The sequence below is a fragment of the Paenibacillus amylolyticus genome (assembly GCF_001570725.1).
GTDB classification, from domain to species: Bacteria; Bacillota; Bacilli; order Paenibacillales; family Paenibacillaceae; genus Paenibacillus; species Paenibacillus amylolyticus_A.
Window position 1 is genome coordinate 1,889,037 of sequence record NZ_BCNV01000001.1, and the last position, 23,507, is coordinate 1,912,543.

Consider the following 23,507-nt stretch of genomic DNA (forward strand, 5'->3'; position numbering starts at 1 on the left):
TCATTGGTGAATAAAAAGAGAAAAAAACACGCAAATCTGTTCTTGTTTTCAAATTATAACGATTCCCTTTCATTGATAATGATTTTCAATTAGATTAGAATAAAAGAATAAAAAGCTCACTATGTCTCTCATAACGCTAGGCATGTGACTCTACCAGGAGGAATGAATATGTTAATACAAACTCGAAGTATCATTGTCAAAAAAGGAAATAGCGATAAGATCGTGGAACGTTTCAGTGGTCCAACTCCTGTTGTGGACATGCCCGGTCTGATTGATTTCAGTGTCATGGTCAACAAGAAAAGTACAGAGAACGAAGAAGTGATGATCATCATTCGCTGGGAATCGGAAGAAGCATGGAAGAATTGGGAGAAAAGTGATGTTCATATCAAAGGCCACCGTGAGAAGAGAACACAAGAGAAACCGGACTATCTAATAAGCACGACCGTAAATATGTATGAGGTACAGACCGTGAAGACAGGTAACGGTTCCGAACAAGGGGCATAATCAGGCAGCGATTGTTGGAATTTGGCCGATTCTATGAGATGGCTCTATGAGAGTGTGAAAGGGTCACTCCATGTATATTCTCTCGTGGTTATGTTAAAATGAAATTCGTACAATTACATTAGACAAGGAGGCCGCTATGCAACCGATTAAACCTCAAGACATTCAGCTCCGGATCAATCAACTTGCTGATCAGGACTTATACGTACATCTCGAACTCACGTCAGGTGCTTACGCACACCACATGGATAGCACAAGACATCCAGCATCTGCATTCATTACCAATGCGGCCATACGATATACGCAGGGCTCCATCTCAGGTACAGGTCCTTACCGGGTTGGTCTGAAAACAACTCAAGGTTGGCTCTACGCCGAAGGCCTTACACACATTGATGAGCAGGAAGAAGAAAGACTCATTCTAGCTGGTCACGACAGTCAAGGCAAGCTGGTTGTGGCGTTACAACTGAGTCGGGAGATGTTCTGATGAAGACGGAGGATGGAATAACCATGAATACTACACACAACGAACATGAGCGCATCTTGGTGGTGTACCCACATCCGGATGATGAAGCTTTCTCTGTATCAGGAACGTTAGCGAAGTACATAGATGGCGGTGCTCATGTAACCTATGCTTGTCTGACACTGGGCGAGATGGGGCGCAACATGGGGATTCCTCCATTTGCCAACCGAGTGACGTTGCCTGCCATCCGTAAACAGGAACTCATCGAAGCTTCTGAAGCGATTGGTATTCAGGACCTCCGGATGCTGGGCTTCCACGATAAAATGCTGGAGTTCGAAGACCCTCAGTTACTGGAAGATACCATCATGTCACTACTGAAAGAGTTAAACCCCACGCTGGTCATTACGTTCTATCCAGGGTACAGTGTTCATCCCGATCATGATGCAACGGGAGCCGCTGTTATACGTACAATTGGTAAACTTCCTGTGGATGAGCGTCCGATTGTTCACTGCGTTGCGTTCGCTAATAATCAGGAACAGTACATTGGTAAGGCGGATGTATTCGTTGACGTAACCGAATTTTTGGACAGAAAGATGGCGTCCATTCGTGCCCATCGTTCACAATTCCAGGCAGCGGAGCTTGTCGGAAATCGTGAGCTGAATGATGAAGAAATCAAGAAACGTTTTGGTAAAGAAACATTTTGGACCTATCCATTTGAATAATATAACTACGTAGAAGTCGCCTATATGGCGGCTTTTTTCGTTTGACATCACAATATCGACACAAAAATGTAGGGTCTATAGCCTGATTGAGCTATATGGAAAAAATATCGTTTTAAGTACACTATGATCAGGATTGTGATAACGCTTCATTTATGGCATTGCTTCAATTGGATGAGGAACATGGAGGGTTGATTCGGAGTGGAAAGGAGGGATGGTGTGTACAACCAACGTATACTTGGGGTAAACGAAAGACCTGTTGAACACAATGCCACAGCAATGAGCATCTGCAACAAGAAGCTAGAATTGCGCAGGAAGTTACATGCGTAATCCTTGGGTGAAGTTAGGCACATTCAAGAGCTGTGAGAAGAGTACGGGTCGAGGATTGGTTTTTCTAATTGGCATGATGATTTTCATATTATTTTTCCCGCATGGTAAGGCAATGGCCGGCTCCGGCGAGCGTGATCTCATTCCCCTTCAGCCTATAATTGACCGTTCTGCACCTGGAGATATCATTCATCTTGCATCAGGCCGATATTCGGGCCCTGTAACGATTGATAAGAACATCACCATTCAGGGTGATCCTACGGTCATAGTCGTGAATGAGAAAACCACCTCTGCGATAACCATTCAGTCGGATGGGGTGAAGTTGAGCGGGTTTACAATTGAGCATAATGCGAATGAACTGACGGCAGCGATTCAGGTTGAAGGTGCAAAAAGTGAGATCACGGATCTGCATATTCAGACCCAGGGTTATGGGATGATCATCCGGAATTCGAGTCAGGCAACGATTCAGCGGAACAACATTACGTGGGCCGGGTCTGATTCTGCTTCCAGTGGCCAGAAGGGCAATGGCATTGATCTGTACAACTCCCATGATAGCTACATTGAAGCCAATGAGATCACCGGCATGAGGGATGGAATCTATCTGGAGAACAGTCGCAAGTCTACTGTGCAAAATAACAGGCTGTTACATACAAGGTATGGCATCCACTGTATGTACATTGACGGCTCTTCTGTCATGGACAATACCGGAGAGGAGAACATGACAGGTGCCATGATTATGGGCGTCAAGAATACGGTCATATCGGGCAATTCTTTTCGCAAACAGAGTACGAATGTTCATTCCCAAGGCATTTTATTGTATGACGTGCATCAATCCTCAATTCACAACAATGTGGTGGAGGGGAATCGTGTCGGGATGAATATTGCAGAATCATCGGGCAATGAGATCCATGACAATGCGGTGCTTCGGAATTTTGTTGGCATACAGCTTGTTCTGGCAGAAGCTAATGAGTTTACACGTAACCAATTGGTGTCTAATGTCATTGAAGCTTCGGCGCTGGATAGCCCAAATAATGTCCTGATGGAGAACTACTGGGACTCCTTCCAGGGGCTCGATCTGAATCGGGATGGGATCAGTGAAATATCCTATGCCATCAATCCTTTTTATGAGCAACTGGTCAGTCGAAATTCAGCATATCAGCTCTTTTTTCAATCGCCGGGCATGGTCTTTCTGAGTGACTTGTTTACAGAGGGCAGAGAACAATGGACAACCGACAAATCGCCTCGAATGAGCATGGATACGGGATCTGACCTGAACATGTCAGTGGAAAGGCCAGCAAGATCCAATGTGGTGTGGATGCTTGGTTTAATTCTGCTGGGCGTAGCAACTTTTATAATCATCTATATGGGGGTATTACGAAAATGAACAAAAGTTTGAACAGAAGATGGACATTGGTCATGGTACTTATGTTTGGTATGGTATTGTTAACCGCTTGTGGAACAAAATACGCCGCATTGCCGATCAATGAAGACGTGGATATCTGTGCGATCTGTAAAATGCAGGTGAAGGACGATGCGTATGCAACGCAGCTCACTACGAAAGACGGCCAAAATTACAAGTTTGATGACATCGGTTGCATGAACCAGTGGAAAACGGAAAATGGCACAGATAACATCGGCATGGACTATGTACGTGATTACAATGACAAGGAATGGATTGAATACAGCAAAGCCACGTATGTATACGATGCTTCATTACGCACGCCTATGGCCTATGGAATTCTTAACTTTAAGGACAAGCCATCGGCCGAAGCTTTCATTGCAGAGCAAGGTGTAGGAACCATTATGACTGCTGAGGATCTTGCTTCTCATGACTGGAAACAGAATACAGAGAACATGGACATGATGGGTGAACATGGACATGATGCACACGGACATGGTGAAGAAGGGGCAAGTGAGGGAACACACCAGGAAGGTGAGATGGAAGAAGAGTCGGGTCACTAGGTATGACAATAGAAAATGGTGATCAATGATGGCAGATATGATACAGATTGCAAGACGAGAAGTGAAGATGGGATTTCGCAATCCCTGGGCGTATTCGTTTCTGATCCTTTTTTGCACATTTAGCCTAAGCTTGTTACTTCTGAATTCGCAGAATCTGGTTCAAGGATATTCGGGCACAACAGGTTCGATGTTGAATCTTATTCTGTACCTTTTGCCATTAATGACGCTGTTCCTCGGTTCCTTCTCATTAACATCCGAAAAGGAAGACGGTAGCTGGCAACTGCTGTCCACGTATCCCATTGGCACAATGTCCTTTATTGTTGGGAAGTATCTGGGGCTGTCGATTGTTTTGATCACTATTGTTGCGTTTGGATACGGCCTGATGGGGGGCATTAGCGGGTTGATCGGGAATCCACTGGATGTCATGACCTATCTTCTCTTTCTGGCATTTTCCTGTGGACTGGTGTTGTTATTCCTGACGCTGGCCCTATTTATCGGTTCGTTGTCGCGCAATCGGTGGCAGGCGTTAACCATATCCGTGACCGTATGGTTCTTCGCTGTTATTGGATGGCCGACGTTATTGCTCTCTGTGCTGGGATTGATGCCTTATCTGTGGGTCAAACCGCTGTTGATTATACTAACGCTCATCAATCCGGCTGAGCTGGTGCGATTGTTTGTCGTGATCAAACTGGGAGGCGGCTCCATTCTGGGACCGGAATATTATCAATGGGTGGAATGGGTGCAGCAACCAAGTGGCAGTTGGATTTTCATCGGGATATGCCTGTTCTGGATTGCCTGCTCTGTCCTGGCTGTATACGCGATCTGGGAGAGGGGGCGTTCTCATGGATAAAGTGGGACTTGAAGTGAGAGGATTGTGCAAATCCATTAAAAAGCAACCAATTGTTGAGGATATCTCCTTTCGCATTACTTCAGGCCAAGTGCTTGCCCTCTGTGGAGGGAATGGCGCAGGGAAAAGCACGGTGCTGCGTATGATCGCAGGAATTCTTCGGCCTACCTCCGGTGAGGTTGCGGTGAACAATGTGCGATGGTTGAAGGAGCGCAAGCGTTATTCAGAGCAGATTGGATATATGCCGGACGATTATCAATTTAATCAAGGGCTGAGTGCGGAGGAAATGCTTCTATTCTGGGCTTCTCTGAGGAAAGTCCCCAAGGAGAGAGTACAGGAAGTATTGACCATGGTAGGCTTGGAGGATCAAAAGAAAAACCGGGTAACGACCTTCTCCAAAGGTATGCGCCAACGTGTGTTATTCGCCCAGGCTGTACTGTCGAAACCTCCACTGCTCATCATGGATGAGCCAACAAATGGATTGGACCCATTCTGGATGCAGGAACTAGCTCAGCTGCTCAAGGGCATCAAGCAGGATGGCCACATGGTCGTGTTCTCGACCCATCAGTTGGAGATTGCAGACGATATTGCGGATCAGGTGATATTCATGAACCATGGACGTAATGTGGGAGAGGGCTCCACTCACGACTTTCGTGATCAATTCGGTTCGCTCCATGCAGCATTTCATCAAAGTCTTGGCTTAAAGTGAAGGTGAGTTTATTGCAGAAGAAGATGAAGAGATTTAATAACAGACATATACTTACAATACTGATTGGCTTGGTTGCGTTGTTCACAGGTGTTTGGGCCGTTTTTGAAAATATGTCGACACCCGAGTCTCAGCGAGGCAACACTATTCAAGCAGGTGCAGTAGCTCCTGAGTTCACAGCGGTTAATTCAGCAGGCGAACAAGTCAGACTGTCCGATTATCGAGGTAAAGCCGTCATGATTAACTTTTGGGCTTCATGGTGCACACCCTGTGTAAGGGAGATGCCGCTCGTTCACCAGATTGCTCAGGATTATCAGAACGACGTGGAAACCCTGTTTGTTAACGTGGGAGAATCGAAGGGCACGATTCGTGAGTTTATGGATAAGCAGGCGTTTGATTTTCCGGTCATTATTGATGTGACAGGCAATATATCAGGCATGTATCGAATTACAGGTTTACCGGCAACGATGGTTATTGATAAGGACGGGGAGTTCCGTCATATATTGCTCGGTGAACTGACCGAAGATACACCGTTGCAGCAATGGCTGGAAGAGAGTATCTAGTCGTAAGCGTTGGATGGTGAGAAAAGGGCAGGAACGCCTGAGATCGCCTGAGATCGCCTGAGATCGCCCATGTTACAAGTGAAATGAATGTACGTTAAAAGTAACCATATAAAGTAACCACATAAAAAGCCGGACACCCCTTAAACCTAGGGGGGTCCGGCTTTTCTTTGAAGCTATGCTGCTTCGCAGCCGATTACAATACAGCAGTTGAAGCGTGATTGGCACGGGCGATTCTAGTTGCATCAACCATGTTGCGCAGGGAAGCAACCGTTTCTTCCTGTCCACGGGTTTTCAATCCGCAGTCTGGGTTAATCCAGAACAGCTTCGGATCAAGAACACGCAGGGCACGTTCAATCATGCTGCTCATTTCATCCACACTTGGAACTCGTGGGCTATGGATATCATATACGCCAAGACCGATCCCAAGCTCATACGTATTTTCTTCAAAGCTATGAATCAGTTCACCGTGACTACGGGATGTCTCAATGGAAATGACATCTGCATCCATAGCTTCGATGGAATCAATCATGTCATGGAATTCGCAATAGCACATATGTGTATGAATTTGAGTCGTTTCGTGCACTGTGCAAGTAGAGATACGGAACGCTTTAACTGCCCAGGCCAGATAATCGGCTTGTTCATTTTCCTTCAGCGGAAGCCCTTCACGAACAGCTGGCTCATCCACCTGGATCATGCCAATGCCTGCCTGTTCAAGTGCTTCGACTTCCTGTCTCAACGCATACGCCAATTGATAAGCAATCTGCTCACGAGCAATGTCTTCGCGTACGAATGACCAGTTCATGATGGTAATCGGGCCAGTCAGCATGCCTTTGACAGGGCGCTCTGTCTGCGATTGGGCATATTTCGTTTCTTCAACCGTCATTTCACCAGTAAACGCAACATCGCCGAAGATAATAGGTGGCTTCACGCAACGTGAACCGTACGATTGTACCCAGCCAAACTGTGTAAAGGCAAAGCCGGCCAGTTTCTCGCCAAAGAATTCAACCATGTCGGTACGCTCAAACTCACCATGAACCAATACGTCAATTCCGATCTCTTCCTGAAGCTTAATCCAGATATCAATCTGCTCACGGATAAAGGCAGCATACTGTTCGTTATTTAATTCGCCCTTACGCCACAATTGACGTGCTTTTCTGACTTCAGCAGATTGCGGGAAACTACCAATCGTTGTCGTCGGGAAGAGTGGCAATTGCCATTTGGCTTGTTGTGCTACATGACGCTCGGCAAAAGGACGGGAGCGCTCCGGCTGTTGAACACTGATGGAAGCAACGGCTTTCTGTACAGCGGTGCGGTTCCGGTCTTCGGATTGTTGAAGCGCCTGAAGAGGAAGCTCTGCTTCGTTAATCTTAGCGGTAATCTCTGCACTTGGTGAAGATAAGGCAGTAGTCAAAAGAACAATCTCATCCAGCTTTTCATCTGCAAATGCAAGAGCATTCTTCAGTTCAGATGTAAGTTTTGCCTCACGTTCAGTTGTAACTGGCACATGCAGCAGACTGCAGGACGATTGCACGATAATACGTTCAGGCGTCACGAACTCAGTCAATTCATTCAGCAAATTCAGTTTTGTTTGAAGGGAAGCTTTCCAGATCCCACGTCCATCAATAATACCTGCTCCGAGCACTTTGTCTGCCGGGAAACCGGATGTCCGAATAGATTGTGTGTTACCAGAGAGTCCGTGTACAAAATCAAGTCCTACACCTTGAACTGGCAGTGCAACAATATCGTTGTAGTTTTCGACAGATTCAAAGTACGTTTGCAGCATGATATTCAGGCCTGGAACGGCTGTGGCAAATGTTTTATATATTTTATTCAGACGCTGTACGTCTTCATTTCTTAATTTGGTTACCAGAATAGGCTCGTCGATCTGCACCCATTGAACGCCTTCGCTCGCAAGTTCCTGAAGCAATTGAGTGTAGAGTGGAAGCAAGCGGTCCAACCAAGCGTCCGTCTCGGATTTATCATAGCCTTTGGAGAGCTTCAGGAAAGTTAGCGGTCCAACAATAACCGGTTTTCCTTCAATACCAAGTTTTTCTTTTGCTTCACGATAAGCGAGAAGTGGTTTGTTCTCCGTCAGAGTTGGGGAAGCCCCGTCCAGTTCAGGTACAATGTAGTGGTAGTTGGTGTTGAACCATTTCGTCATTTCGCTTGCTGCGGCATCTTTCGTTCCCCGGGCAATACCATAATATACGGACAACGGAACGGAACCACCATCATAAGCAAATCGTTTAGGAATAATGCCGAACATCACAGCCGTATCCAGGATGTGATCATAATAGCTGAAATCATTCACCGGAATGATGTCGATGCCTTTGGCTTGTTGTTTGCGCAAATGATCGATGCGGATCTCCTGCAGACGTGCATGAAATTCGTTTTCCTCCAGCTTACCTGCCCAGAACGCTTCCAACGCTTTCTTCCATTCCCGATCAGCACCAATACGCGGATATCCCAATACACTACTTTTCGTCATCGCTTAAAACCCCTCTGCTTTTATGTTACACAAAATTTATCACAGATCCGGAGTTATAAAGTAATTCCATTAAATTATACCTAGTTATAGCCTTAGGCTATAGCGAAGGGTGCACGCTATATAAGTTGAACTAACGAGTATGTACACTTACCACTCCGATGACAGAATAACCTTCCAACTCAGCTTAGGATAAATAATAGATCATAATCATATTTTGTATGCTTTTGCATTCACTCGGGATAATAAAAAGTAAAAAGGTGGATGAGTATGGTATTTCAAAAACGATTTTTTCTCTTAATACTTGCAGCTATAATATTAATGATAAATAGTGTTTCCCTACACACAGATGTTACATATGCAGATCCTGAGAGCGTACAGGAGAACGACTATAAGGCAATAGCACTTACGATGCTCAATTCATACATTGCCCGTGAGATTACCAGCTATTATCAGGAAAATCATAAACCGGTCCCTAGCTATGGGCTATATGACATTCACGTGTTGGAACTTAAAAGGCGTACACAAGGTGGTTATAACTTTCGAACCGTTCTGGAAGTCAGAACTTTCTATGGTCCACATAATCCGCCATATGGGAAAGAGATCATTACGTTTGAAATAGACCCCACTAATGTTACAATGGTGAACTACGTTCATACGAATGATTGAAAGGAAGGCGGTACGCATGAATCTGTATCATATTCAGTCCAACGTGCACGGAATCAACAGAGTAGCATCATTTCTGGAGGATAATTACATTGGAATCGCTTGGTCAGGTACAGGGGATCTGGGGCACACGCCCCCTGAGCTATGGAAGGAACAGCTGGTTCAGAACGATAGCTTGGATGAGTCGGAATTGGCGAGCACACTTGCGACACTACATATGTTTGTTAATCTCATGCAGGATGGAGATTATATATTAATTAGCGATGATGAATGGACGTATGTTGGGGATATCGGGGATTATTATTACGACGATTCCGCTGGCACAGAAAACGACTTGATCTGTCACCGTCGCGGAGTTACATGGTTGGGTCGTATTCCTCTCCCTGAGCTGAATGACAAAGTGCAGGCACTACAAAATGACTCATCCATCCTTGCGAAGTTTGAGTATCCCATATCACAAGCACAGCTGGATCGCGGACTTGCAGTCAGCGTAGCGGCTGAAGCAACCAACCCACCCTCAACGAGGGTAGATGAAGCCACGATTCAAACAGCTCTCCATGTGCTAAGAGAAGCGTTACACAGTGAAGAAGAAGAGCTGCGAATTCGTGCGGCTACAGCCATTTTACAGTTTGCAAAACAATAAAACCATGCACAAGGATAGAGAATTGTAGTGGCTAACAGCGATCGGAAGGTTGTTCTGTCATTTAAATAGCCCTGAAATCTGTTCATTCACATTCATATGACTTCGTCCGCCGTGGTAACAAATCACAGATGAAATGTCGAGTTCCATATACTTTTTCAAAGAGCAACGAGCAGTCTCGATATCGAGTGTGGTAGGGCCATGAACGCCGCCAAGTATGCCGTCCACACTGTACATTGAATCTCCAGCGATGAGCGTCTTGCTACCCATCAAATAAAGACTAATATGTCCTGGCGTATGACCAGGTGTATGAATAACACGAATACCACCGCAAAACGGCAGTTCCTGACCATCGATTACCGTTTCATCTACTTTGCCCTTTGGAGGATGCTCAAGGTGACCATCTTTGAGAAGAGGGAGCTGTCCCTCAATATATGGCTTATCCAGCTCATGCGCATATATCTTGACTTGTGAGCCACACTCTTTCAAAATCTCGGGAAGACACCCGATATGGTCCACATCCTGATGTGTCAAAATCACTGCTTTAAGTTGGCTGATCGGCACACCAATCTTTTCGAGTGCGATACGCAAATCGTCATATTGTCCAGGGAATCCGGTATCAATTAACACAACCATTTCTTCATCCCATATCAGAACAGGGTGAATTATATTCCCTTCAAAATCAAGCTGAAGCATTTCTATTCCTTTTGAAATTTCCATCGTATCAGACCTCCAAGAGTTGAACTTCATATCTATCGTTTCTCATTACATTTCTTATGTAAACGAATAAAGACGGCAATAAGATACGCTCGGGTAATTATAGAAATATTCAATGTATGAGAGAATTGACGCTTGCTGTTGGGAATGATAATTTATATATATCAATAAAACCAATAAGTCCAATAAGATAAAGGGGGTATGTGGGATGACACATATCGTGCATGCAGCAGCTGAAGATATTCGAAGCGAGGATTCACTGCAATTGATCAAGGAGTTGAGCGAAGAACTCGGTTTGTTATATGGCGGTGATGGAACAGCGGGATTTCAACTATCAGACGTTGAAGTGCCACGGGCGGCCTTTATCGTTGCCAGAATCGACGGGTATCCGGTTGGTTGCGGAGCACTTAGACCCCTTGATGAAACATCCGTTGAGGTTAAACGCATGTATACTCGCAGTGGCTACCGCCGTAAGGGGATTGCGCAGGCTATTTTGGCCGAGGCGGACCGTCTTGCAAGCGAACTTGGTTACACCAATCTCAAACTGCAAACAGGTCCACTGCAGCCAGAAGCAGCCGCGCTGTATGAGCGTGTAGGGTATTATCGAATCCCTATTTTCAGTGGCGATTGGGACAGAGTGTTGGCCTACCAGAAAGACTTGGTGCATGAAAAAGTATAACTCTGCGAACGAATCACAGCTTCTATTCACTGAATGGGAAGAGGAGTATAAGATACAAGAAAAGTCGCCTATGGGCGACTTTTTTACGTTTTAACTTATCCAATTTCTCTATAGGAATAGACCCAAGATTTTAATTCTTTGCGGAATGAATGATCGAAGGGTCTTGATGTTGAACACCCCATTCGCATAGTCCTTCCAAAACGGGCAATAGCGTCTCAGCTTTGGCTGTCAGACGGTACTCGACTTTAGGAGGGACTTGGGGGTACTCTTTCCGTTCCACCATACCATCTGCTTCCAATTCTTTGAGCTGTGAGCTCAATGTTTTATACGTGATGGCGCCGATCTGCCTTTTTAGCTCATTGAAGCGGACTGGTGGGTTTTCTGCCAGAAGGTACATAATCACCATTTTCCATTTGCCACCAATAACGGACAACGTGTATCCAAAAGGGGTATCTTGAATGTTTTTAACTTTACCGTGGTATTCAGCCATACTCATCATTCACACTATCCTTCCGGGTAGTACCTATCCTAAAAGACCGTACTATTTATTTGTTTGGGCTCAGTTTATACTAACCTTACTTTGAAGTAAAGGAGATTTACGATGACTCAAAAAACAATACGTCTGCTTATGCCACAATGGCAAGGTGGGGATAATCCTAACTACTCTTTTGGAGCGGAGCTGCTTGCATGGCTTGCACCTGACAATGATCAACCTCTCATTCATGTTCCTGTTAAGGCTTATGATGGAACATCTCTGGTAAGTGAGAATGGGATAAAAGGCAGAGCACAGCTACTTCAGCAATTGCAGGCTGCCCAGCATATTATTCAAGCTCACCAGCCTGATCGCATTGTCATGTTTGGCGGTGACTGTTTGGTTGAACAAGCCCCATTTGCCTATTTGAATGAACGATATGGCGGAGAACTTGGTTTGATATGGATTGATGCACACGGTGACTTGGTTAAATACGCGGGTTATGACAATGGTCATACATTGCCGCTCGGTAATCTTCTTGGAGAAGGAGATCCGGAGTTTGCCAAACATGTGAAAGTCCATTTGAAGCCTGAAAATATCTTCATGGCCGGGTTGACGACCCCCACGCAACAGGAAAACGAAGTGATTCAAAGATTGGGTATCCGAACGGCTGGAACTGAAGAATTAACCCATGACATGGATTCGATTAAGAAGTGGATTAAAGAGACTGGTATCAAACATCTGGCAATTCATCTTGATCTGGATGTGCTTGATCCCAACATGTTCCGTTCACTGTTATTCGCCAAACCAGGGGAACCTTATGTGTTTTCACCAGCGGGAACCATGCAATTACCTCATTTGCTTCAACTGATCAAAGAACTGTCTGAAGAAACAGATGTAGTGGGATTAGGGATAACTGAACATATGCCGTGGGATGCCATTAACTTGAAAAATTTGCTGGGAGAAATACCTATCCTGAACCAATGATATAGGTTATAAGTCGCCAGAATATATCAGAATACTGATATAAGGAGTCAAAATATAGGAAGATTACAGATAGACATATCAATATTATTATATGGGTGGTTCGACGAGAATCAGAAATTAAACAAACTGAGGAGAGTACACCCAGATGGTCACGTTATTGTTAATTATTATCTATCTCGCATTTATAGGGCTGGGATTGCCAGATGCTTTACTTGGCAGTGCCTGGTCCGTTATGAAAAACGATATACATGCGACAACGGAAATGGCAGGTTACATATCGTTAATTATTTCATTTAGTACAGTCGTGTCCAGTCTCCTAGCCAGCCGATTGTTACACCGATTCGGAACAGGTAAAGTCACATTATTCAGCATTCTCTCAACAACGATCGCGCTGTTGGGGTTCTCGATCTCTGAGAATTTTGTGTTTTTGCTGATTCTGGCGATCCCTCTCGGTCTGGGTGCAGGTTCGGTGGATGCGGCACTAAGTAATTATGTAGCATTGCATTTCAAGGCCAAGCATATGAACTGGTTGCATTGTTTCTGGGGAATTGGCGCAGTGACAGGCCCACTCGTTATGGCATATTGGCTGAATCAAGCTAACAACTGGCGTGCGGGATATGTTACTGTAGGGTTGATTTTGCTTGGGATTGCGGTGATCTTATTGTCAACGTTGTCTCTGTGGAAGATCTTCGAGAAGGGAAGAGTAGAGGAGTCAGGCGATGAGAAGAAACGGGTAAGCAACCGTGAGGCTATACGTATCCCAGGCGTGAAAATGTCGATGCTGGCCATGCTTTGTTACAATGGCTCCGAAACTGCAGCCGGTCTGTGGATGGCTTCATTCTTCATCGGAAGCAAAGGCGTTTCTCCTGGTACTGCCGCAGCACTATCCTCCCTATTTTTCATTGGCATTATCTTGGGTCGCGTAATCTCAGGTTTTCTATCGACTCATGTATCCAGCAAAAATCTCATCAGATATGGTGGAATCGTTGGCTGCTTTGGATTGGTTCTCCTGGTTATGCCGATTCCTTATTGGATTGCCGCAGGGGCTTTATTTATCGTGGGATTGGGGGGAGCACCGATCTATCCAAGTATCGTTCATGCGACACCGGAACGCTTCGGAGAGAAAGCATCCCCAAGTGTAATTGGACTTGAAATGGCCAGTGCCTATACAGGTTCAACACTGATCCCGTTAGGTATGGGACTCCTAGCCAGCCAATGGGGAATGTCCATGGTACCCCTGATCCTGCTGATTCTGTTCAGTGTCATGTTCGCTGCTACAGAGCTGGTTAACAGGAGCAATAAGGCTACGCGTCTGACCATCTAGCTCTTGCTATGGGTCATTTAGGCTCTGCCACTATACAACAAAGGAACAACCATGGCTGGTTGTTCCTTTTGGTGTGTGAACTTTTTTATAAGAAGATCAGTAACAATGTACCTGCTACAAAACAGTAATACGAAAAGTATTTCAGATTGCCTTTGGCCATAATGCCCATAAACCATCTCATGGAGAAATAGGTGACGAAGAGCGTCGTGATGAATGCAATCAGATAAGGGATCGCCAGCTGTGATCGATTCGGATCATTGGCGATGTCGGATACACCCATAATGAGTCCACCGATACTTATGGGAATGTACAGCATAAAGGAGAACTTCAAAGCGGTTTCCTGTTTCATGCCGACAGCGATGGACGCAATTACAGTTGCCCCTGAGCGGCTAATGCCCGGAATAAGAGCGACCGCCTGAGCCAGACCTACCAACAGTGCATCTTTCGTAGACAGATCACCGTCTTGCTTGCGCCCACGAAGATTACGAATAAGCCACAAGGCAACCCCGGTGATTAATAACGCGATGGAAACGGTATATACGGACGAGAAAATTTCTTCAATCCGGTCCTTGAACAGGACCGCAACGACAGCAGCAGGGATCGTACCAATAATTATGTATAAGCAAAACATGAAGTCAGCTCGATATTCTTCTTTACGAGTACGCAGGTAACCCAATGCACCAATAATCAACTTTTTGATATCTTCCCGGAAAATAAAAATAATAGCGATAAGTGATGCTGTGTTTGTTAAAATCTCAAATGACAATCCATTCTGCTTGATGCCCATCAGTTTCTGGGCGATGATCAGATGACCGCTCGAGGAGACGGGAATCGGCTCCGTTGCACCTTGAACAATACCTAAAAACAAATACTTTAACCACAATATAATCTCTTCCATGTTTTCCTCCTTGAATACGTTTCATTGGCTTTTTAATACTCTCTTTTTTAGAAAAAGTGAATGGTTTACTCTATTGATGATAGCTGTTTAACTCGGTGACTTGCAAGTTAGAGTTCATAGAGGGGGAGAAATAAACATAGCTTGTCAAATCCTGCATAGCATGATATCGTTGATAACGATTATCAATATCAACAAAGAGGTGGGTTTATTTTGCGTAAACAGAGAAAACCAATATGGATCATGATGGCACTCATATTGATTCTAGTACTTAGTGCATGTGGTCAGGCTGCCACGACGAATAGTACAACCGGGGACAACACGAGTGCAGCTGCTGAGACAGGAACCAAGACGGACTCGGATTCAGCTTCTTCCGCTGATGAAGTGGCAACCGGCGAAGAGGAACTCGTTACATATCAATCGGATGCAGGCGAAGTACAGGTGCCCAAAAATCCAAAACGTATTATTGATTTGACATCATTCTCGACAGGGTACTTTGTTGCCTTGGATGCACCGGTAGTCGGCGCTTTATCCGGAGCGATGAACAACAAGTATATCAAGGACCAACTTGCAGCAGCAGGCACCAGCGATCTGGGTGAAGAGCCTACCCCAGAAAAGCTAATCAGCTTAAAACCCGATCTCTTTATCGTGTACACTGGCACAGAGGGCATCGATAAGCTGGAGCAGATTGCACCTGTCGTACAGATTACATTTGGTAAGCGCGATTTCAAGGATCTCATGCTCGAGATGGGTAAGCTCACCAATAGAGAAGACGCAGCTAAAGCTTGGAATGCGAAATGGGAAGCGAAGATCAATGAACTGAAGCCTCAGGTTCAGGAAGCTGTAGGCGATCGCACGGTTTCCATCCTGAATCCGTATGCCAAAGGATTATATGTATTCGGTCATAACTATGGTCGAGGCGGTGAAATTATTTACGGGGAGTTTGGTCTCAAAGCACCAGCCAAGGCCCAAGCTGAAGCAATTGACAGCGGAACTGGATGGGCTTCGATCTCCATGGAACTATTACCGGAGTATTCGGGTGATATCATCTTTACCAGCCCGTGGTCCGGAGATACAACCGATCCCAAGATCGTGTATGATAATGCATTATGGAAGAACTTGCCTGCGGTGAAGGCAAATCATGTGTTCCAGCTTGATCCAACTTCAGATTCGTATAACGATCCGTTAACGTTGGAAGGTCAGCTGCAGTTTATTTCCGATAGCCTGCTTTCGGCGAAGTAATATAGGACTGCATAGATGGTAGTACGGAGCATTTCCAAACGTCGTTACAAGACGGGGAAATGCTCTTTTTTATGAGTGAGTTATTTTATATAGGTCGATTATGGATGGATTTTGACCAATTTAATTAAGCTTGATACAATAAGATAACGGTAGACGAATATTTAAAATCAAGTGGGGTGATTTAGCTTGCAACAAAAAAGTGAACGTTTGAATGTATGGTTGTCTTTGTCTAACATTCATACCCATCTGAACGAGAAGTTGGAACAAGCCCTTCTTCAAGAATATAACTTATCTTTGAAGGAATTTTATGTTTTAAACTTTATATTTAATGCCGAGGGTAAGGAATTACGCCTACAGCAACTACAAGAACTGGTGGGGTTGAGCCAAAGTGCTACATCCAGGCTTGTCGTAAGGATGGAAGCCAAAGATTGTGGGGCTCTGGAAAGACATACTTGTGAAGATGATCGGCGTGGCATTTACACTCGTATTACAGAGCTTGGAGAGAATAAATACAAGAAAGCAATTCAAACGTTTAATCAGGTCTTGCAAACCGAATTGGAACAGGATGGATTTGAGACTCGATTAGAGAACCTCACGAAAGAATTGTTCTAAGGCTAGGGTGAATATAGGGTAATGTATTAATTTACCCTATAGGAAGACTTGACACTCATTCATATATCCGTTAAATTAAATGCATGCGCATGCTTTTATTGTAGATGCGGTGATTTATTTATAAGGAGGCATTCAATATGAAGGTGTTCGTCGTGGGATCTAATGGACAAATTGGTCAACAGCTTATCCAGCTTCTGAAGAATAGTGAAGAGCACACCGTACTTGCCATGGTACGAAAACAAGAGCAGGCAGACAAATTGTCAGCACAGGGTGTGGAAGCGGTGCTTGCCGACTTGGAAGGTACGGTTGATTCGATTGCAAATGCTGCAATGGGTTGTGATGCAATCGTATTTGCAGCCGGATCTGGCGGTACAACGGGGCATGACAAAACACTTCTGATTGATCTGGATGGTGCCGGGAAAACCATTGAAGCGGCTCAAAAAGCAGATATTGATCGATTTATCATGGTCAGTGCAATCCAGGCCAATAACCGTGTAAACTGGCATGATAACATCCTGCCGTACTATGCAGCGAAGCATTATGCTGACAAAGTGTTGGAACTCAGCGGATTAACCTACACGATTATCCGTCCAGGGATTTTGAAGAATGAACCAGGAACCGGGAAAATATCTGCTGCTGAGAATATCACATCCGGTAACATTGCTCGTGAAGACGTAGCTCAGGTGATTATGGCAAGTTTGAGTGAGAAGAATACCTATAATCGTTCATTTGATCTAATCGCTGGTGAGATTGCAATGCCTGAGGCACTGAGTAGACTCTGATCCAGAATGAAAGATTTTACAATATCAGTAGAGTTAAGAGAGGACTATAAATGATGGGATTCATGCTTTTGTCCTTCATATTAGTTTTTTACATCGCTGTTCGTCCATTTTGGCCGCTAGCTAATCTTAAACATATAGATTATCAAGAATTTCTCAGACAACAGAGTGATTTTCGGCAATATAAGGTGATTGATATCCGAGATGCAACAGATTATTTGGCTGATCCTACTCCGGATACCATTAACATCTCACTGGGACGTCTTGCTTTTACATGGGAAAAATACCTTCTACGAGAAGATAACGTTATTATTATGTCTCCTGGTGTACTCCAATCCAAAAAGGCTGCACGTATATTGCGAAAGCGTGGGTTTAAATGTCTTTATGTGATGAAGTACAAGGTTGATGTGATTTCATGAAATATACAGGAATATTATTTATCGAAACTTTGATGCTTGCGCATGCATTATAATTAGTTTGCTATATGAAAAGGGGAGTTTATTTTGATGACAGATTTGTTTAGTCCATATTCTTTTAAAGGTTTAGAGCTTAAAAACCGGGTTGTAATGGCTCCAATGTGTCAATATTCAGTAGATCAAAAAGATGGTATAGCAACAGATTGGCATTACATGCACTACGTTAGTCGTGCTGTGGGAGGAACAGGTCTCATCATCATTGAAATGACAGATGTGGAGCCGGATGGCCGCATTTCAGACTTTGATCTTGGACTATGGTCGGATGAACAGATCCCGGCTCTGAAGCGGATCGTCGATGCGTGTCACAGTTATGGTGCCAAGGTGGGTATCCAGATTGCTCATGCGGGCCGCAAAGCAGAAGATGCTGAAGTTCCAGTAGCTCCGTCCGCGATCGCCTTTGATGAGAATTCCAAGCAACCAAGAGCGCTCACAACGGATGAAGTTAAAGGGTTGGTTGAAAAATTCCGGAGTGCTATAGCTCGTGCTGTAAAAGCGGGATTTGATGCGATTGAGATTCATGGTGCACATGGTTATTTGATTCATCAATTCCACTCTCCACTAACGAACAAGCGCGAAGACGAATATGGTCAAGATTTAACGTTATTTGGCCGGGAGATCATTCAGGCTGCGAAGGCAGAGATGCCCAAAGACATGCCTTTGTTGATGCGTATCTCCGCAAAAGAATATGTAGAAGGTGGCTATGGAATTAACGAAAGTTCCGAGTTTGCCAAAGCATATCAAGAGGCAGGCGTTGACGTATTTGACATCTCATCTGGCGGTGAGGGACCTATTGCTGCATGGGGCAGACCAGGAACTCACGCGGCATATCAAGTGCCTCTCGCTAAAGCAATCAAAGAGGCTCTTGATGTGCCCGTGATTGCTGTTGGAAGACTCGATGATCCTACGTTGGCGAACGCAGTCATCGGAAATGAAGAAGCTGATCTCGTTGCAGTGGGCAGAGGTCTGTTAAGAAATCCTTACTGGGCCTTGGAAGCTGCGTCTGCTTTGCGTAAGGTAACGGACGTTCCAAAACAATATACGACTGGTTTTTAATTTATTAACAATTTTATGTTAATGATTTAACGATCTTCATTAATACATGAATAAGAAAGGACTCCTCTGATAAAACAGAAGGAGTCCTTTTTGTGGTTAAACTAGATGAGGTAAAGGAACGATATTAACCAGTAACCAGTCAAGAGATGGTAGTCGTTTCATCGGCTCTGCCTCTCAAGCGTTTAATATCTTCTCTGGGCGGATATCCGAACATGCGAGAATATTCACGACTGAATTGGGAAGGACTCTCGTAACCTACCTGAAATGCTACATCTGCTGCATCGGTGGACTTGGATAATAACAAGCGCCGAGCTTCTTGCAGTCTCAGTTGTTTTTGAAACTGAATAGGACTCATGGCGGTCACTTCTTTAAAGTGTCTGTGCAGCGAAGCAGTACTCATATTCGCCAAATCCGCCAGATCCTCAACCCGAAAATTTTGATCAGAGTGATTCATAATATATTCGATAACGTCTCTGATGCGATAGGTGTGGCTGCCCTCCATGGTAGCTTGCTCCAGGGCAATCCCATGGGGTCCCTTCAGAACTTTATAGAGAATTTCCTTTTTGAACAAAGGAGCGAGTAGTGGAATATCTTCTGACTGTTCTTCCAACAAACGGGCTAACCTGACGACTGCATCGAGCAGAGACGGCTCAGCTTGGCTGACAAACATCGCACGTCGCGTATTTTGCCGCGGTCTTGCTGGGAAATCGGAATGGTTCAATACCTCCAGAATCTCACTGGATGTGAATTCAAGCTTCAGGGCCAGATAGGGAGCCTCAGACGAGGCTTGAATCACTTGTCCACTAACCGGCAAGTCAACGGTTGCCACGATATAACTTCCTGGACCATATCGGAAACGATCCTGTCCCAGCAGGACCTCTTTCTCGCCCTGAACGATAATGCAGAAGGAAGGTTCATTCACTCTAAATATAGGTTCAGTAACAATCGATTCACGGATTAGAAATAATGAAGGGATCGCAGTTGAGTGTACTCCATCCATGTTGGAATAACGGTCAATGCGTCTGGCTAATTCGACCTGATGTTCATGAATTCGATCAGACATACATAGTTCTCCTTTTTCGACACAACATAATAAGTTACATTCTATCGTATTTAGACTCTATGCGGTAGGAAACGGATAGGAATAGGCAAACATTTGATGTGAATGGATAAGACATGGTGATTGCTGGCGCATATTCACAAGTACACAGGTCATGATATACAATAAGTACACAAGTTATACACTTACGGATTAGCTAATACATGATCAGATAAGAAGGAAAAGAGGTATCTCTGTACATTTTATTTACTGATCGTTCCCAATGTGTTAGATTGATTTTGGGAGGGAAGTCGAATGGCTAGAAGTAAAGAGTTTGAAGTGAACGAGGTATTGGATAAAGCAATGAAGATCTTCTGGGAACAAGGTTACGAGAAGACGTCGATGAGTGACCTGGTTGAGCATATGGGCATTCATCGCAGAAGTATATATGATACGTTCGACGATAAACATACGCTGTTTTTGCAGGCTATGGATCGTTATAAAGGGAAGATCAGCGCCACATTACTCGCAGAAATCAAAGCGTCCAAGACGGCAATGGAAGCACTGCATAAAATTTTCGAAATTATGATCAGTGAAGCAGAGGATACACCATCGGGTTGCCTGATCGTAAACTCGGCGGTAGAGCTGGGCACACGTGATTCGGATGTAGATACCCGATCTCTTGAATCCTTTAACGACACAGAGCGGATGTTCGAGCAGATTATCCAATGGGGACAGCGGGACGGAGAATTCGCTTCAGACCATGATGCAAAGGAAATGGCAGAATACCTGCACAACATTTCCGTCGGCATAAGAGCAATGGGAAGAACTTCGATGGATAAAGAAAAATTAAACCGGATTATCGATGTATCGATAAAACTTTTGGAGAAATGATGAGCAGAGAAGTACCACAAAAAAGCAGCTTGAAATCCGTCAGTGGACTTCAAGCTGCTTTTTTGTGCGCCAATTTTTTAGAATAAAAAAGCATAAGCCATCAATTGGTGATGGCATTTTCTATCGGTTTAATTTTGTGAATCTCTTCGGTTCCAGCTTCCAAAGCCGTTTCGTAGTAGGAGCATTTGTGCTCAATAACTTCCATGGTTCTTCTTAATTCCTCCATTTGTGCTTCCACAATCGCTTTTCGCTCCGTAAACATGTCATATCTTTGCTTCAGCGTGGAGTCTCCTTCAGAGCACCATTCAATGAAGTCCTTAATGTCTTTGATAGGCATCCCAGTCAGCTTCAGGCATTGAATGATCTTTAGAAAATCAATGTCGGAGTCTTTGAACAGGCGTGTTCCGCTCGTGGTACGTTCCACAAAAGGCATAAGTCCTTCCTTATCGTAATAACGCAATGTATATACCGTAAGGTCTAATTTTTTGGCAACTTCACCGATTGAATAGGTCATTTAGAATGAATTCCTTTCTACATGGGGTAGACTTCGAGTTAACTCTAGGATTGATCCGAGTGAATTCTACCATGCTGTATAACTGCATGTCAAAGTGCAGCGAAGATAAAAAAAATAAGATAAACATTTGACCTAGAGTTAACTAGAGGGGGTAAGATAACTTTGAACTTTAAATTACTAGGAGGTTATCCCATTGATTATAGCTAAAGCCAGAGCCGTTGACGGACCAGACCAACAATTCAAAAGTGCTGAAATTAAACGACGTGATCTGGATACCAATGATGTATTAATTGAGATTAAATATGCGGGTATCTGCCATTCTGACATCCATACTGCCCACGGTGAATGGGGTCCTGTGAATTATCCACTCGTTCCTGGACACGAGATTGCCGGCATTGTAACCGATGTAGGAACTGGAGTCTCCAAATATAAGGTCGGTGACCGAGTAGGGGTCGGATGTATGGTGGACTCTTGTGGTGAATGTGTTAACTGTCGCAAAGGTGAAGAGCAATACTGTCTCAAAGGAAATATTCAAACTTACGCTGGAGTAGACAAATACGGTGAGCATACGCAAGGTGGATATTCAACTCATATTGTTGTCGTAGAGGATTTCGTCGTTCGCATCCCTGATAACATTGCACTTGATGCTGCTGCACCTTTGCTGTGTGCCGGTATTACGACGTATTCACCACTTCATCACTGGGGAGCTGGCCCAGGTAAGAAGGTTGCCGTTGTAGGTATGGGTGGTCTAGGTCATATGGCTGTCAAAATCGCACATGCGATGGGTGCGGAAGTAACGGTTCTCTCCCAATCCTTGAGCAAAAAAGAAGATGGACTGCAATTTGGTGCAGATCACTACTTTGCCACAAGCGAACCGGAAACATTCGAGAAACTTGCAGGCACATTTGATCTGATGATCAACACAGTAAGTGCGAATATTGATATTAACGCTTATTTCTCACTGCTCACACTTGATGGTACACTCGTGAACGTGGGTGCTCCTGCTGAGCCACTAGCCGTAAACGTATTTTCTCTTATCGGCCATCGCCGTTCATTCGCAGGTTCCATGATTGGTGGCATCCGTGAGACGCAGGAAATGCTCGATTTCTGTGCAGAACATAATATTGCTCCTAACATTGAGGTTATCTCCGCTGACCAGATTGACGAAGCTTACAAACGTGTATTGGCTTCCGACGTAAAATATCGCTTTGTTATCGATAACAGCACCATGTAATTGTGAAGTGTGATTATGGATAGTGATAGTTAAAAATAGAAGAAAGCAGCTTCCGATAAGGTAAGCTGCTTTTCTGTTTTGTTCATTGAAGAGGAGGCTATAACCCACCTTCTTATCGCAACGAACAGAAAATACCACCGTCTAATAACTTGAAGAAAACGTGAAAGGAGTGGGGTGAGAAAGATGACAGCATCATTTTCACATCAGCCCGAAGGGTACGAATGTCCATTTTGTCGGATTTGGGGTATCGAGCGACCTGATGAGGGAACAAAACAAAGGGATATCATCTATCAGAATGAAAAGGTAACGGCATTTATAGCAGGCAAATGGTGGCCAAACAATAAAGGACATGTTCTTATAATTCCTAATCAACATTTCGAGAACATCTTTGAACTCCCAGAGGAGTACGCTGTTGAAATCCACCGCGCGGCTCAGCTTACAGCATTTGCAATGAAAAGTACATATGGATGTGATGGGATTTCTACACGGCAACATAATGAACCTGCTGGCAATCAAGACGTGTGGCATTATCATCTGCATGTTTACCCTAGATACGTGAATGATCAACTGTATCTGACAAATGGTTCCCAGTCCGATCCAGATGAACGCGCCTTCTATGCTGATCAGTTGCGTTCTTGGATAAAGGAAAACATTTAAAGTCTAGCTAGACACTTATTTTTTGTTGAGTTATCGGTAGATAAGGGTTTTTGAATT

27 protein-coding genes are annotated in these 23,507 nt (G+C 44.4%); 21 read left to right on the forward strand and 6 right to left on the reverse strand.

Translation table 11 applies throughout. From position 1 onward, the window contains the following. Positions 1-168: 168 nt before the first annotated feature. The 8 genes from PAHA3_RS08460 (at position 169) to PAHA3_RS08495 (ending at position 6,085) form a co-directional block, all read left to right on the forward strand. Positions 169-504: an antibiotic biosynthesis monooxygenase gene (locus PAHA3_RS08460; RefSeq protein ID WP_062834333.1), complete on the forward strand. Its 336-nt coding sequence runs from the start codon at positions 169-171 to the stop codon at positions 502-504. A gap of 136 nt (positions 505-640) precedes the next feature. Further along, positions 641-985, forward strand: a complete 345-nt coding sequence (locus PAHA3_RS08465) for a YojF family protein (RefSeq protein ID WP_062834334.1) — start codon at positions 641-643, stop codon at positions 983-985. Positions 986-1,008: 23 nt separating this feature from the next. Beyond that, positions 1,009-1,683 carry a bacillithiol biosynthesis deacetylase BshB2 gene (gene bshB2 / locus PAHA3_RS08470; protein ID WP_062836025.1) on the forward strand — a complete coding sequence of 225 codons (675 nt, stop codon included), beginning with the start codon at positions 1,009-1,011 and terminating at the stop codon, positions 1,681-1,683. A gap of 319 nt (positions 1,684-2,002) precedes the next feature. Further along, entirely contained in the window at positions 2,003-3,391 is a 1,389-nt protein-coding gene (locus PAHA3_RS08475; protein ID WP_235599393.1) for a right-handed parallel beta-helix repeat-containing protein, read from the forward strand. Next, positions 3,388-3,969, forward strand: a complete 582-nt coding sequence (locus tag PAHA3_RS08480) for a nitrous oxide reductase accessory protein NosL (protein ID WP_062834335.1) — start codon at positions 3,388-3,390, stop codon at positions 3,967-3,969. Before PAHA3_RS08475 ends, PAHA3_RS08480 begins: the two co-directional genes overlap by 4 nt. Before the next feature lie 28 nt (positions 3,970-3,997). After that, positions 3,998-4,819 (forward strand): ABC transporter permease, encoded by an 822-nt coding sequence (locus PAHA3_RS08485; protein WP_062834336.1) that lies wholly within the window; start codon positions 3,998-4,000, stop codon positions 4,817-4,819. Next, complete coding sequence (gene ccmA / locus PAHA3_RS08490) at positions 4,812-5,525, forward strand: heme ABC exporter ATP-binding protein CcmA (protein ID WP_062834337.1); 714 nt, start codon at positions 4,812-4,814, stop codon at positions 5,523-5,525. Before PAHA3_RS08485 ends, ccmA begins: the two co-directional genes overlap by 8 nt. 23 nt (positions 5,526-5,548) lie before the next feature. Further along, a complete protein-coding gene (locus PAHA3_RS08495) occupies positions 5,549-6,085 on the forward strand; it encodes a TlpA family protein disulfide reductase (RefSeq protein WP_235599394.1) in 537 nt (178 codons plus the stop codon). Positions 6,086-6,278: 193 nt separating this feature from the next. Here the strand turns inward: PAHA3_RS08495 and metE are convergent, their stop codons facing one another. Further along, positions 6,279-8,573, reverse strand: a complete 2,295-nt coding sequence (gene metE / locus PAHA3_RS08500) for a 5-methyltetrahydropteroyltriglutamate--homocysteine S-methyltransferase (RefSeq protein ID WP_062834339.1) — start codon at positions 8,571-8,573, stop codon at positions 6,279-6,281. Positions 8,574-8,891: 318 nt separating this feature from the next. On the opposite strand from metE, the gene PAHA3_RS30385 reads away from it, so the two are divergent. Together PAHA3_RS30385 and PAHA3_RS08510 are read left to right on the forward strand one after the other, a co-directional pair. After that, entirely contained in the window at positions 8,892-9,239 is a 348-nt protein-coding gene (locus PAHA3_RS30385) for a DUF3888 domain-containing protein (protein ID WP_268801813.1), read from the forward strand. A 16-nt stretch (positions 9,240-9,255) separates the two neighbouring features. Beyond that, entirely contained in the window at positions 9,256-9,879 is a 624-nt protein-coding gene (locus tag PAHA3_RS08510) for a hypothetical protein (RefSeq protein WP_062834341.1), read from the forward strand. 57 nt (positions 9,880-9,936) lie between these two features. Here PAHA3_RS08510 and PAHA3_RS08515 read toward each other — a convergent pair whose 3' ends face one another. Next, positions 9,937-10,596 (reverse strand): MBL fold metallo-hydrolase, encoded by a 660-nt coding sequence (locus tag PAHA3_RS08515; RefSeq protein WP_062834342.1) that lies wholly within the window; start codon positions 10,594-10,596, stop codon positions 9,937-9,939. A 205-nt stretch (positions 10,597-10,801) separates the two neighbouring features. Between PAHA3_RS08515 and PAHA3_RS08520 the strand changes: the two genes are divergently transcribed. After that, positions 10,802-11,272, forward strand: a complete 471-nt coding sequence (locus PAHA3_RS08520) for a GNAT family N-acetyltransferase (RefSeq protein ID WP_062834343.1) — start codon at positions 10,802-10,804, stop codon at positions 11,270-11,272. Positions 11,273-11,402: 130 nt separating this feature from the next. Here the strand turns inward: PAHA3_RS08520 and PAHA3_RS08525 are convergent, their stop codons facing one another. Then, positions 11,403-11,768, reverse strand: a complete 366-nt coding sequence (locus PAHA3_RS08525; RefSeq protein WP_062836027.1) for a winged helix-turn-helix transcriptional regulator — start codon at positions 11,766-11,768, stop codon at positions 11,403-11,405. Positions 11,769-11,873: 105 nt separating this feature from the next. Between PAHA3_RS08525 and PAHA3_RS08530 the strand changes: the two genes are divergently transcribed. Next, the gene (locus PAHA3_RS08530) at positions 11,874-12,731 is read left to right on the forward strand and encodes an arginase family protein (protein ID WP_062834344.1); all 858 of its coding nucleotides are present in this window, start codon (positions 11,874-11,876) and stop codon (positions 12,729-12,731) included. Positions 12,732-12,876: 145 nt separating this feature from the next. Next, positions 12,877-14,055 (forward strand): MFS transporter, encoded by a 1,179-nt coding sequence (locus PAHA3_RS08535; protein ID WP_062834345.1) that lies wholly within the window; start codon positions 12,877-12,879, stop codon positions 14,053-14,055. Between the two features lie 85 nt (positions 14,056-14,140). Here the strand turns inward: PAHA3_RS08535 and PAHA3_RS08540 are convergent, their stop codons facing one another. Continuing rightward, positions 14,141-14,953, reverse strand: a complete 813-nt coding sequence (locus PAHA3_RS08540; protein WP_062834346.1) for an undecaprenyl-diphosphate phosphatase — start codon at positions 14,951-14,953, stop codon at positions 14,141-14,143. A gap of 210 nt (positions 14,954-15,163) precedes the next feature. Between PAHA3_RS08540 and PAHA3_RS08545 the strand changes: the two genes are divergently transcribed. The 5 genes from PAHA3_RS08545 to PAHA3_RS08565 all read left to right on the forward strand — a co-directional run bounded on the left by PAHA3_RS08545 (position 15,164) and on the right by PAHA3_RS08565 (position 19,112). Beyond that, positions 15,164-16,192 carry an ABC transporter substrate-binding protein gene (locus PAHA3_RS08545; RefSeq protein WP_062834347.1) on the forward strand — a complete coding sequence of 343 codons (1,029 nt, stop codon included), beginning with the start codon at positions 15,164-15,166 and terminating at the stop codon, positions 16,190-16,192. Between the two features lie 186 nt (positions 16,193-16,378). Then, complete coding sequence (locus tag PAHA3_RS08550; RefSeq protein ID WP_062834348.1) at positions 16,379-16,804, forward strand: MarR family winged helix-turn-helix transcriptional regulator; 426 nt, start codon at positions 16,379-16,381, stop codon at positions 16,802-16,804. Positions 16,805-16,941: 137 nt separating this feature from the next. Next, positions 16,942-17,586, forward strand: coding sequence for an SDR family oxidoreductase (locus tag PAHA3_RS08555; RefSeq protein ID WP_062834349.1), 645 nt, complete (start codon positions 16,942-16,944; stop codon positions 17,584-17,586). Between the two features lie 50 nt (positions 17,587-17,636). Further along, complete coding sequence (locus tag PAHA3_RS08560; protein ID WP_062834350.1) at positions 17,637-18,002, forward strand: rhodanese-like domain-containing protein; 366 nt, start codon at positions 17,637-17,639, stop codon at positions 18,000-18,002. 87 nt (positions 18,003-18,089) lie between these two features. Continuing rightward, positions 18,090-19,112, forward strand: coding sequence for an NADH:flavin oxidoreductase/NADH oxidase (locus PAHA3_RS08565; protein WP_062834351.1), 1,023 nt, complete (start codon positions 18,090-18,092; stop codon positions 19,110-19,112). Positions 19,113-19,251: 139 nt separating this feature from the next. Here the strand turns inward: PAHA3_RS08565 and PAHA3_RS08570 are convergent, their stop codons facing one another. After that, positions 19,252-20,175 carry an AraC family transcriptional regulator gene (locus tag PAHA3_RS08570; RefSeq protein ID WP_062834352.1) on the reverse strand — a complete coding sequence of 308 codons (924 nt, stop codon included), beginning with the start codon at positions 20,173-20,175 and terminating at the stop codon, positions 19,252-19,254. A 291-nt stretch (positions 20,176-20,466) separates the two neighbouring features. Between PAHA3_RS08570 and PAHA3_RS08575 the strand changes: the two genes are divergently transcribed. After that, complete coding sequence (locus PAHA3_RS08575; protein ID WP_062834353.1) at positions 20,467-21,045, forward strand: TetR/AcrR family transcriptional regulator; 579 nt, start codon at positions 20,467-20,469, stop codon at positions 21,043-21,045. A gap of 100 nt (positions 21,046-21,145) precedes the next feature. On the opposite strand, the gene PAHA3_RS08580 is transcribed toward PAHA3_RS08575, so the two are convergent. Continuing rightward, positions 21,146-21,559: a MerR family transcriptional regulator gene (locus tag PAHA3_RS08580; protein ID WP_062834354.1), complete on the reverse strand. Its 414-nt coding sequence runs from the start codon at positions 21,557-21,559 to the stop codon at positions 21,146-21,148. Positions 21,560-21,752: 193 nt separating this feature from the next. On the opposite strand from PAHA3_RS08580, the gene PAHA3_RS08585 reads away from it, so the two are divergent. Together PAHA3_RS08585 and PAHA3_RS08590 are read left to right on the forward strand one after the other, a co-directional pair. Further along, positions 21,753-22,793, forward strand: a complete 1,041-nt coding sequence (locus PAHA3_RS08585) for an NAD(P)-dependent alcohol dehydrogenase (RefSeq protein WP_062834355.1) — start codon at positions 21,753-21,755, stop codon at positions 22,791-22,793. Positions 22,794-22,976: 183 nt separating this feature from the next. Continuing rightward, entirely contained in the window at positions 22,977-23,450 is a 474-nt protein-coding gene (locus tag PAHA3_RS08590; RefSeq protein WP_062834356.1) for an HIT family protein, read from the forward strand. Positions 23,451-23,507: the final 57 nt, after the last annotated feature.

Excerpts from the sequence above, each read along its gene's own strand:
- PAHA3_RS08525 (WP_062836027.1), bottom strand. The coding sequence starts at position 11,768 with ATGAGTATGGCTGAATACCACGGTAAAGTTAAAAACATTCAAGATACC.
- PAHA3_RS08560 (WP_062834350.1), top strand. The coding sequence starts at position 17,637 with ATGATGGGATTCATGCTTTTGTCCTTCATATTAGTTTTTTACATCGCT.
- PAHA3_RS08570 (WP_062834352.1), bottom strand. The coding sequence starts at position 20,175 with ATGTCTGATCGAATTCATGAACATCAGGTCGAATTAGCCAGACGCATT.
- PAHA3_RS08540 (WP_062834346.1), bottom strand. The coding sequence starts at position 14,953 with ATGGAAGAGATTATATTGTGGTTAAAGTATTTGTTTTTAGGTATTGTT.
- ccmA (WP_062834337.1), top strand. The coding sequence starts at position 4,812 with ATGGATAAAGTGGGACTTGAAGTGAGAGGATTGTGCAAATCCATTAAA.
- PAHA3_RS30385 (WP_268801813.1), top strand. The coding sequence starts at position 8,892 with ATGATAAATAGTGTTTCCCTACACACAGATGTTACATATGCAGATCCT.
- PAHA3_RS08580 (WP_062834354.1), bottom strand. The coding sequence starts at position 21,559 with ATGACCTATTCAATCGGTGAAGTTGCCAAAAAATTAGACCTTACGGTA.
- PAHA3_RS08475 (WP_235599393.1), top strand. The coding sequence starts at position 2,003 with ATGCGTAATCCTTGGGTGAAGTTAGGCACATTCAAGAGCTGTGAGAAG.
- PAHA3_RS08460 (WP_062834333.1), top strand. The coding sequence starts at position 169 with ATGTTAATACAAACTCGAAGTATCATTGTCAAAAAAGGAAATAGCGAT.
- PAHA3_RS08465 (WP_062834334.1), top strand. The coding sequence starts at position 641 with ATGCAACCGATTAAACCTCAAGACATTCAGCTCCGGATCAATCAACTT.
- metE (WP_062834339.1), bottom strand. The coding sequence starts at position 8,573 with ATGACGAAAAGTAGTGTATTGGGATATCCGCGTATTGGTGCTGATCGG.
- PAHA3_RS08575 (WP_062834353.1), top strand. The coding sequence starts at position 20,467 with ATGGCTAGAAGTAAAGAGTTTGAAGTGAACGAGGTATTGGATAAAGCA.
- PAHA3_RS08485 (WP_062834336.1), top strand. The coding sequence starts at position 3,998 with ATGGCAGATATGATACAGATTGCAAGACGAGAAGTGAAGATGGGATTT.
- PAHA3_RS08565 (WP_062834351.1), top strand. The coding sequence starts at position 18,090 with ATGACAGATTTGTTTAGTCCATATTCTTTTAAAGGTTTAGAGCTTAAA.
- PAHA3_RS08555 (WP_062834349.1), top strand. The coding sequence starts at position 16,942 with ATGAAGGTGTTCGTCGTGGGATCTAATGGACAAATTGGTCAACAGCTT.
- PAHA3_RS08535 (WP_062834345.1), top strand. The coding sequence starts at position 12,877 with ATGGTCACGTTATTGTTAATTATTATCTATCTCGCATTTATAGGGCTG.
- PAHA3_RS08590 (WP_062834356.1), top strand. The coding sequence starts at position 22,977 with ATGACAGCATCATTTTCACATCAGCCCGAAGGGTACGAATGTCCATTT.
- PAHA3_RS08495 (WP_235599394.1), top strand. The coding sequence starts at position 5,549 with ATGAAGAGATTTAATAACAGACATATACTTACAATACTGATTGGCTTG.
- PAHA3_RS08530 (WP_062834344.1), top strand. The coding sequence starts at position 11,874 with ATGACTCAAAAAACAATACGTCTGCTTATGCCACAATGGCAAGGTGGG.
- PAHA3_RS08480 (WP_062834335.1), top strand. The coding sequence starts at position 3,388 with ATGAACAAAAGTTTGAACAGAAGATGGACATTGGTCATGGTACTTATG.
- PAHA3_RS08515 (WP_062834342.1), bottom strand. The coding sequence starts at position 10,596 with ATGGAAATTTCAAAAGGAATAGAAATGCTTCAGCTTGATTTTGAAGGG.
- PAHA3_RS08510 (WP_062834341.1), top strand. The coding sequence starts at position 9,256 with ATGAATCTGTATCATATTCAGTCCAACGTGCACGGAATCAACAGAGTA.
- PAHA3_RS08520 (WP_062834343.1), top strand. The coding sequence starts at position 10,802 with ATGACACATATCGTGCATGCAGCAGCTGAAGATATTCGAAGCGAGGAT.
- bshB2 (WP_062836025.1), top strand. The coding sequence starts at position 1,009 with ATGAATACTACACACAACGAACATGAGCGCATCTTGGTGGTGTACCCA.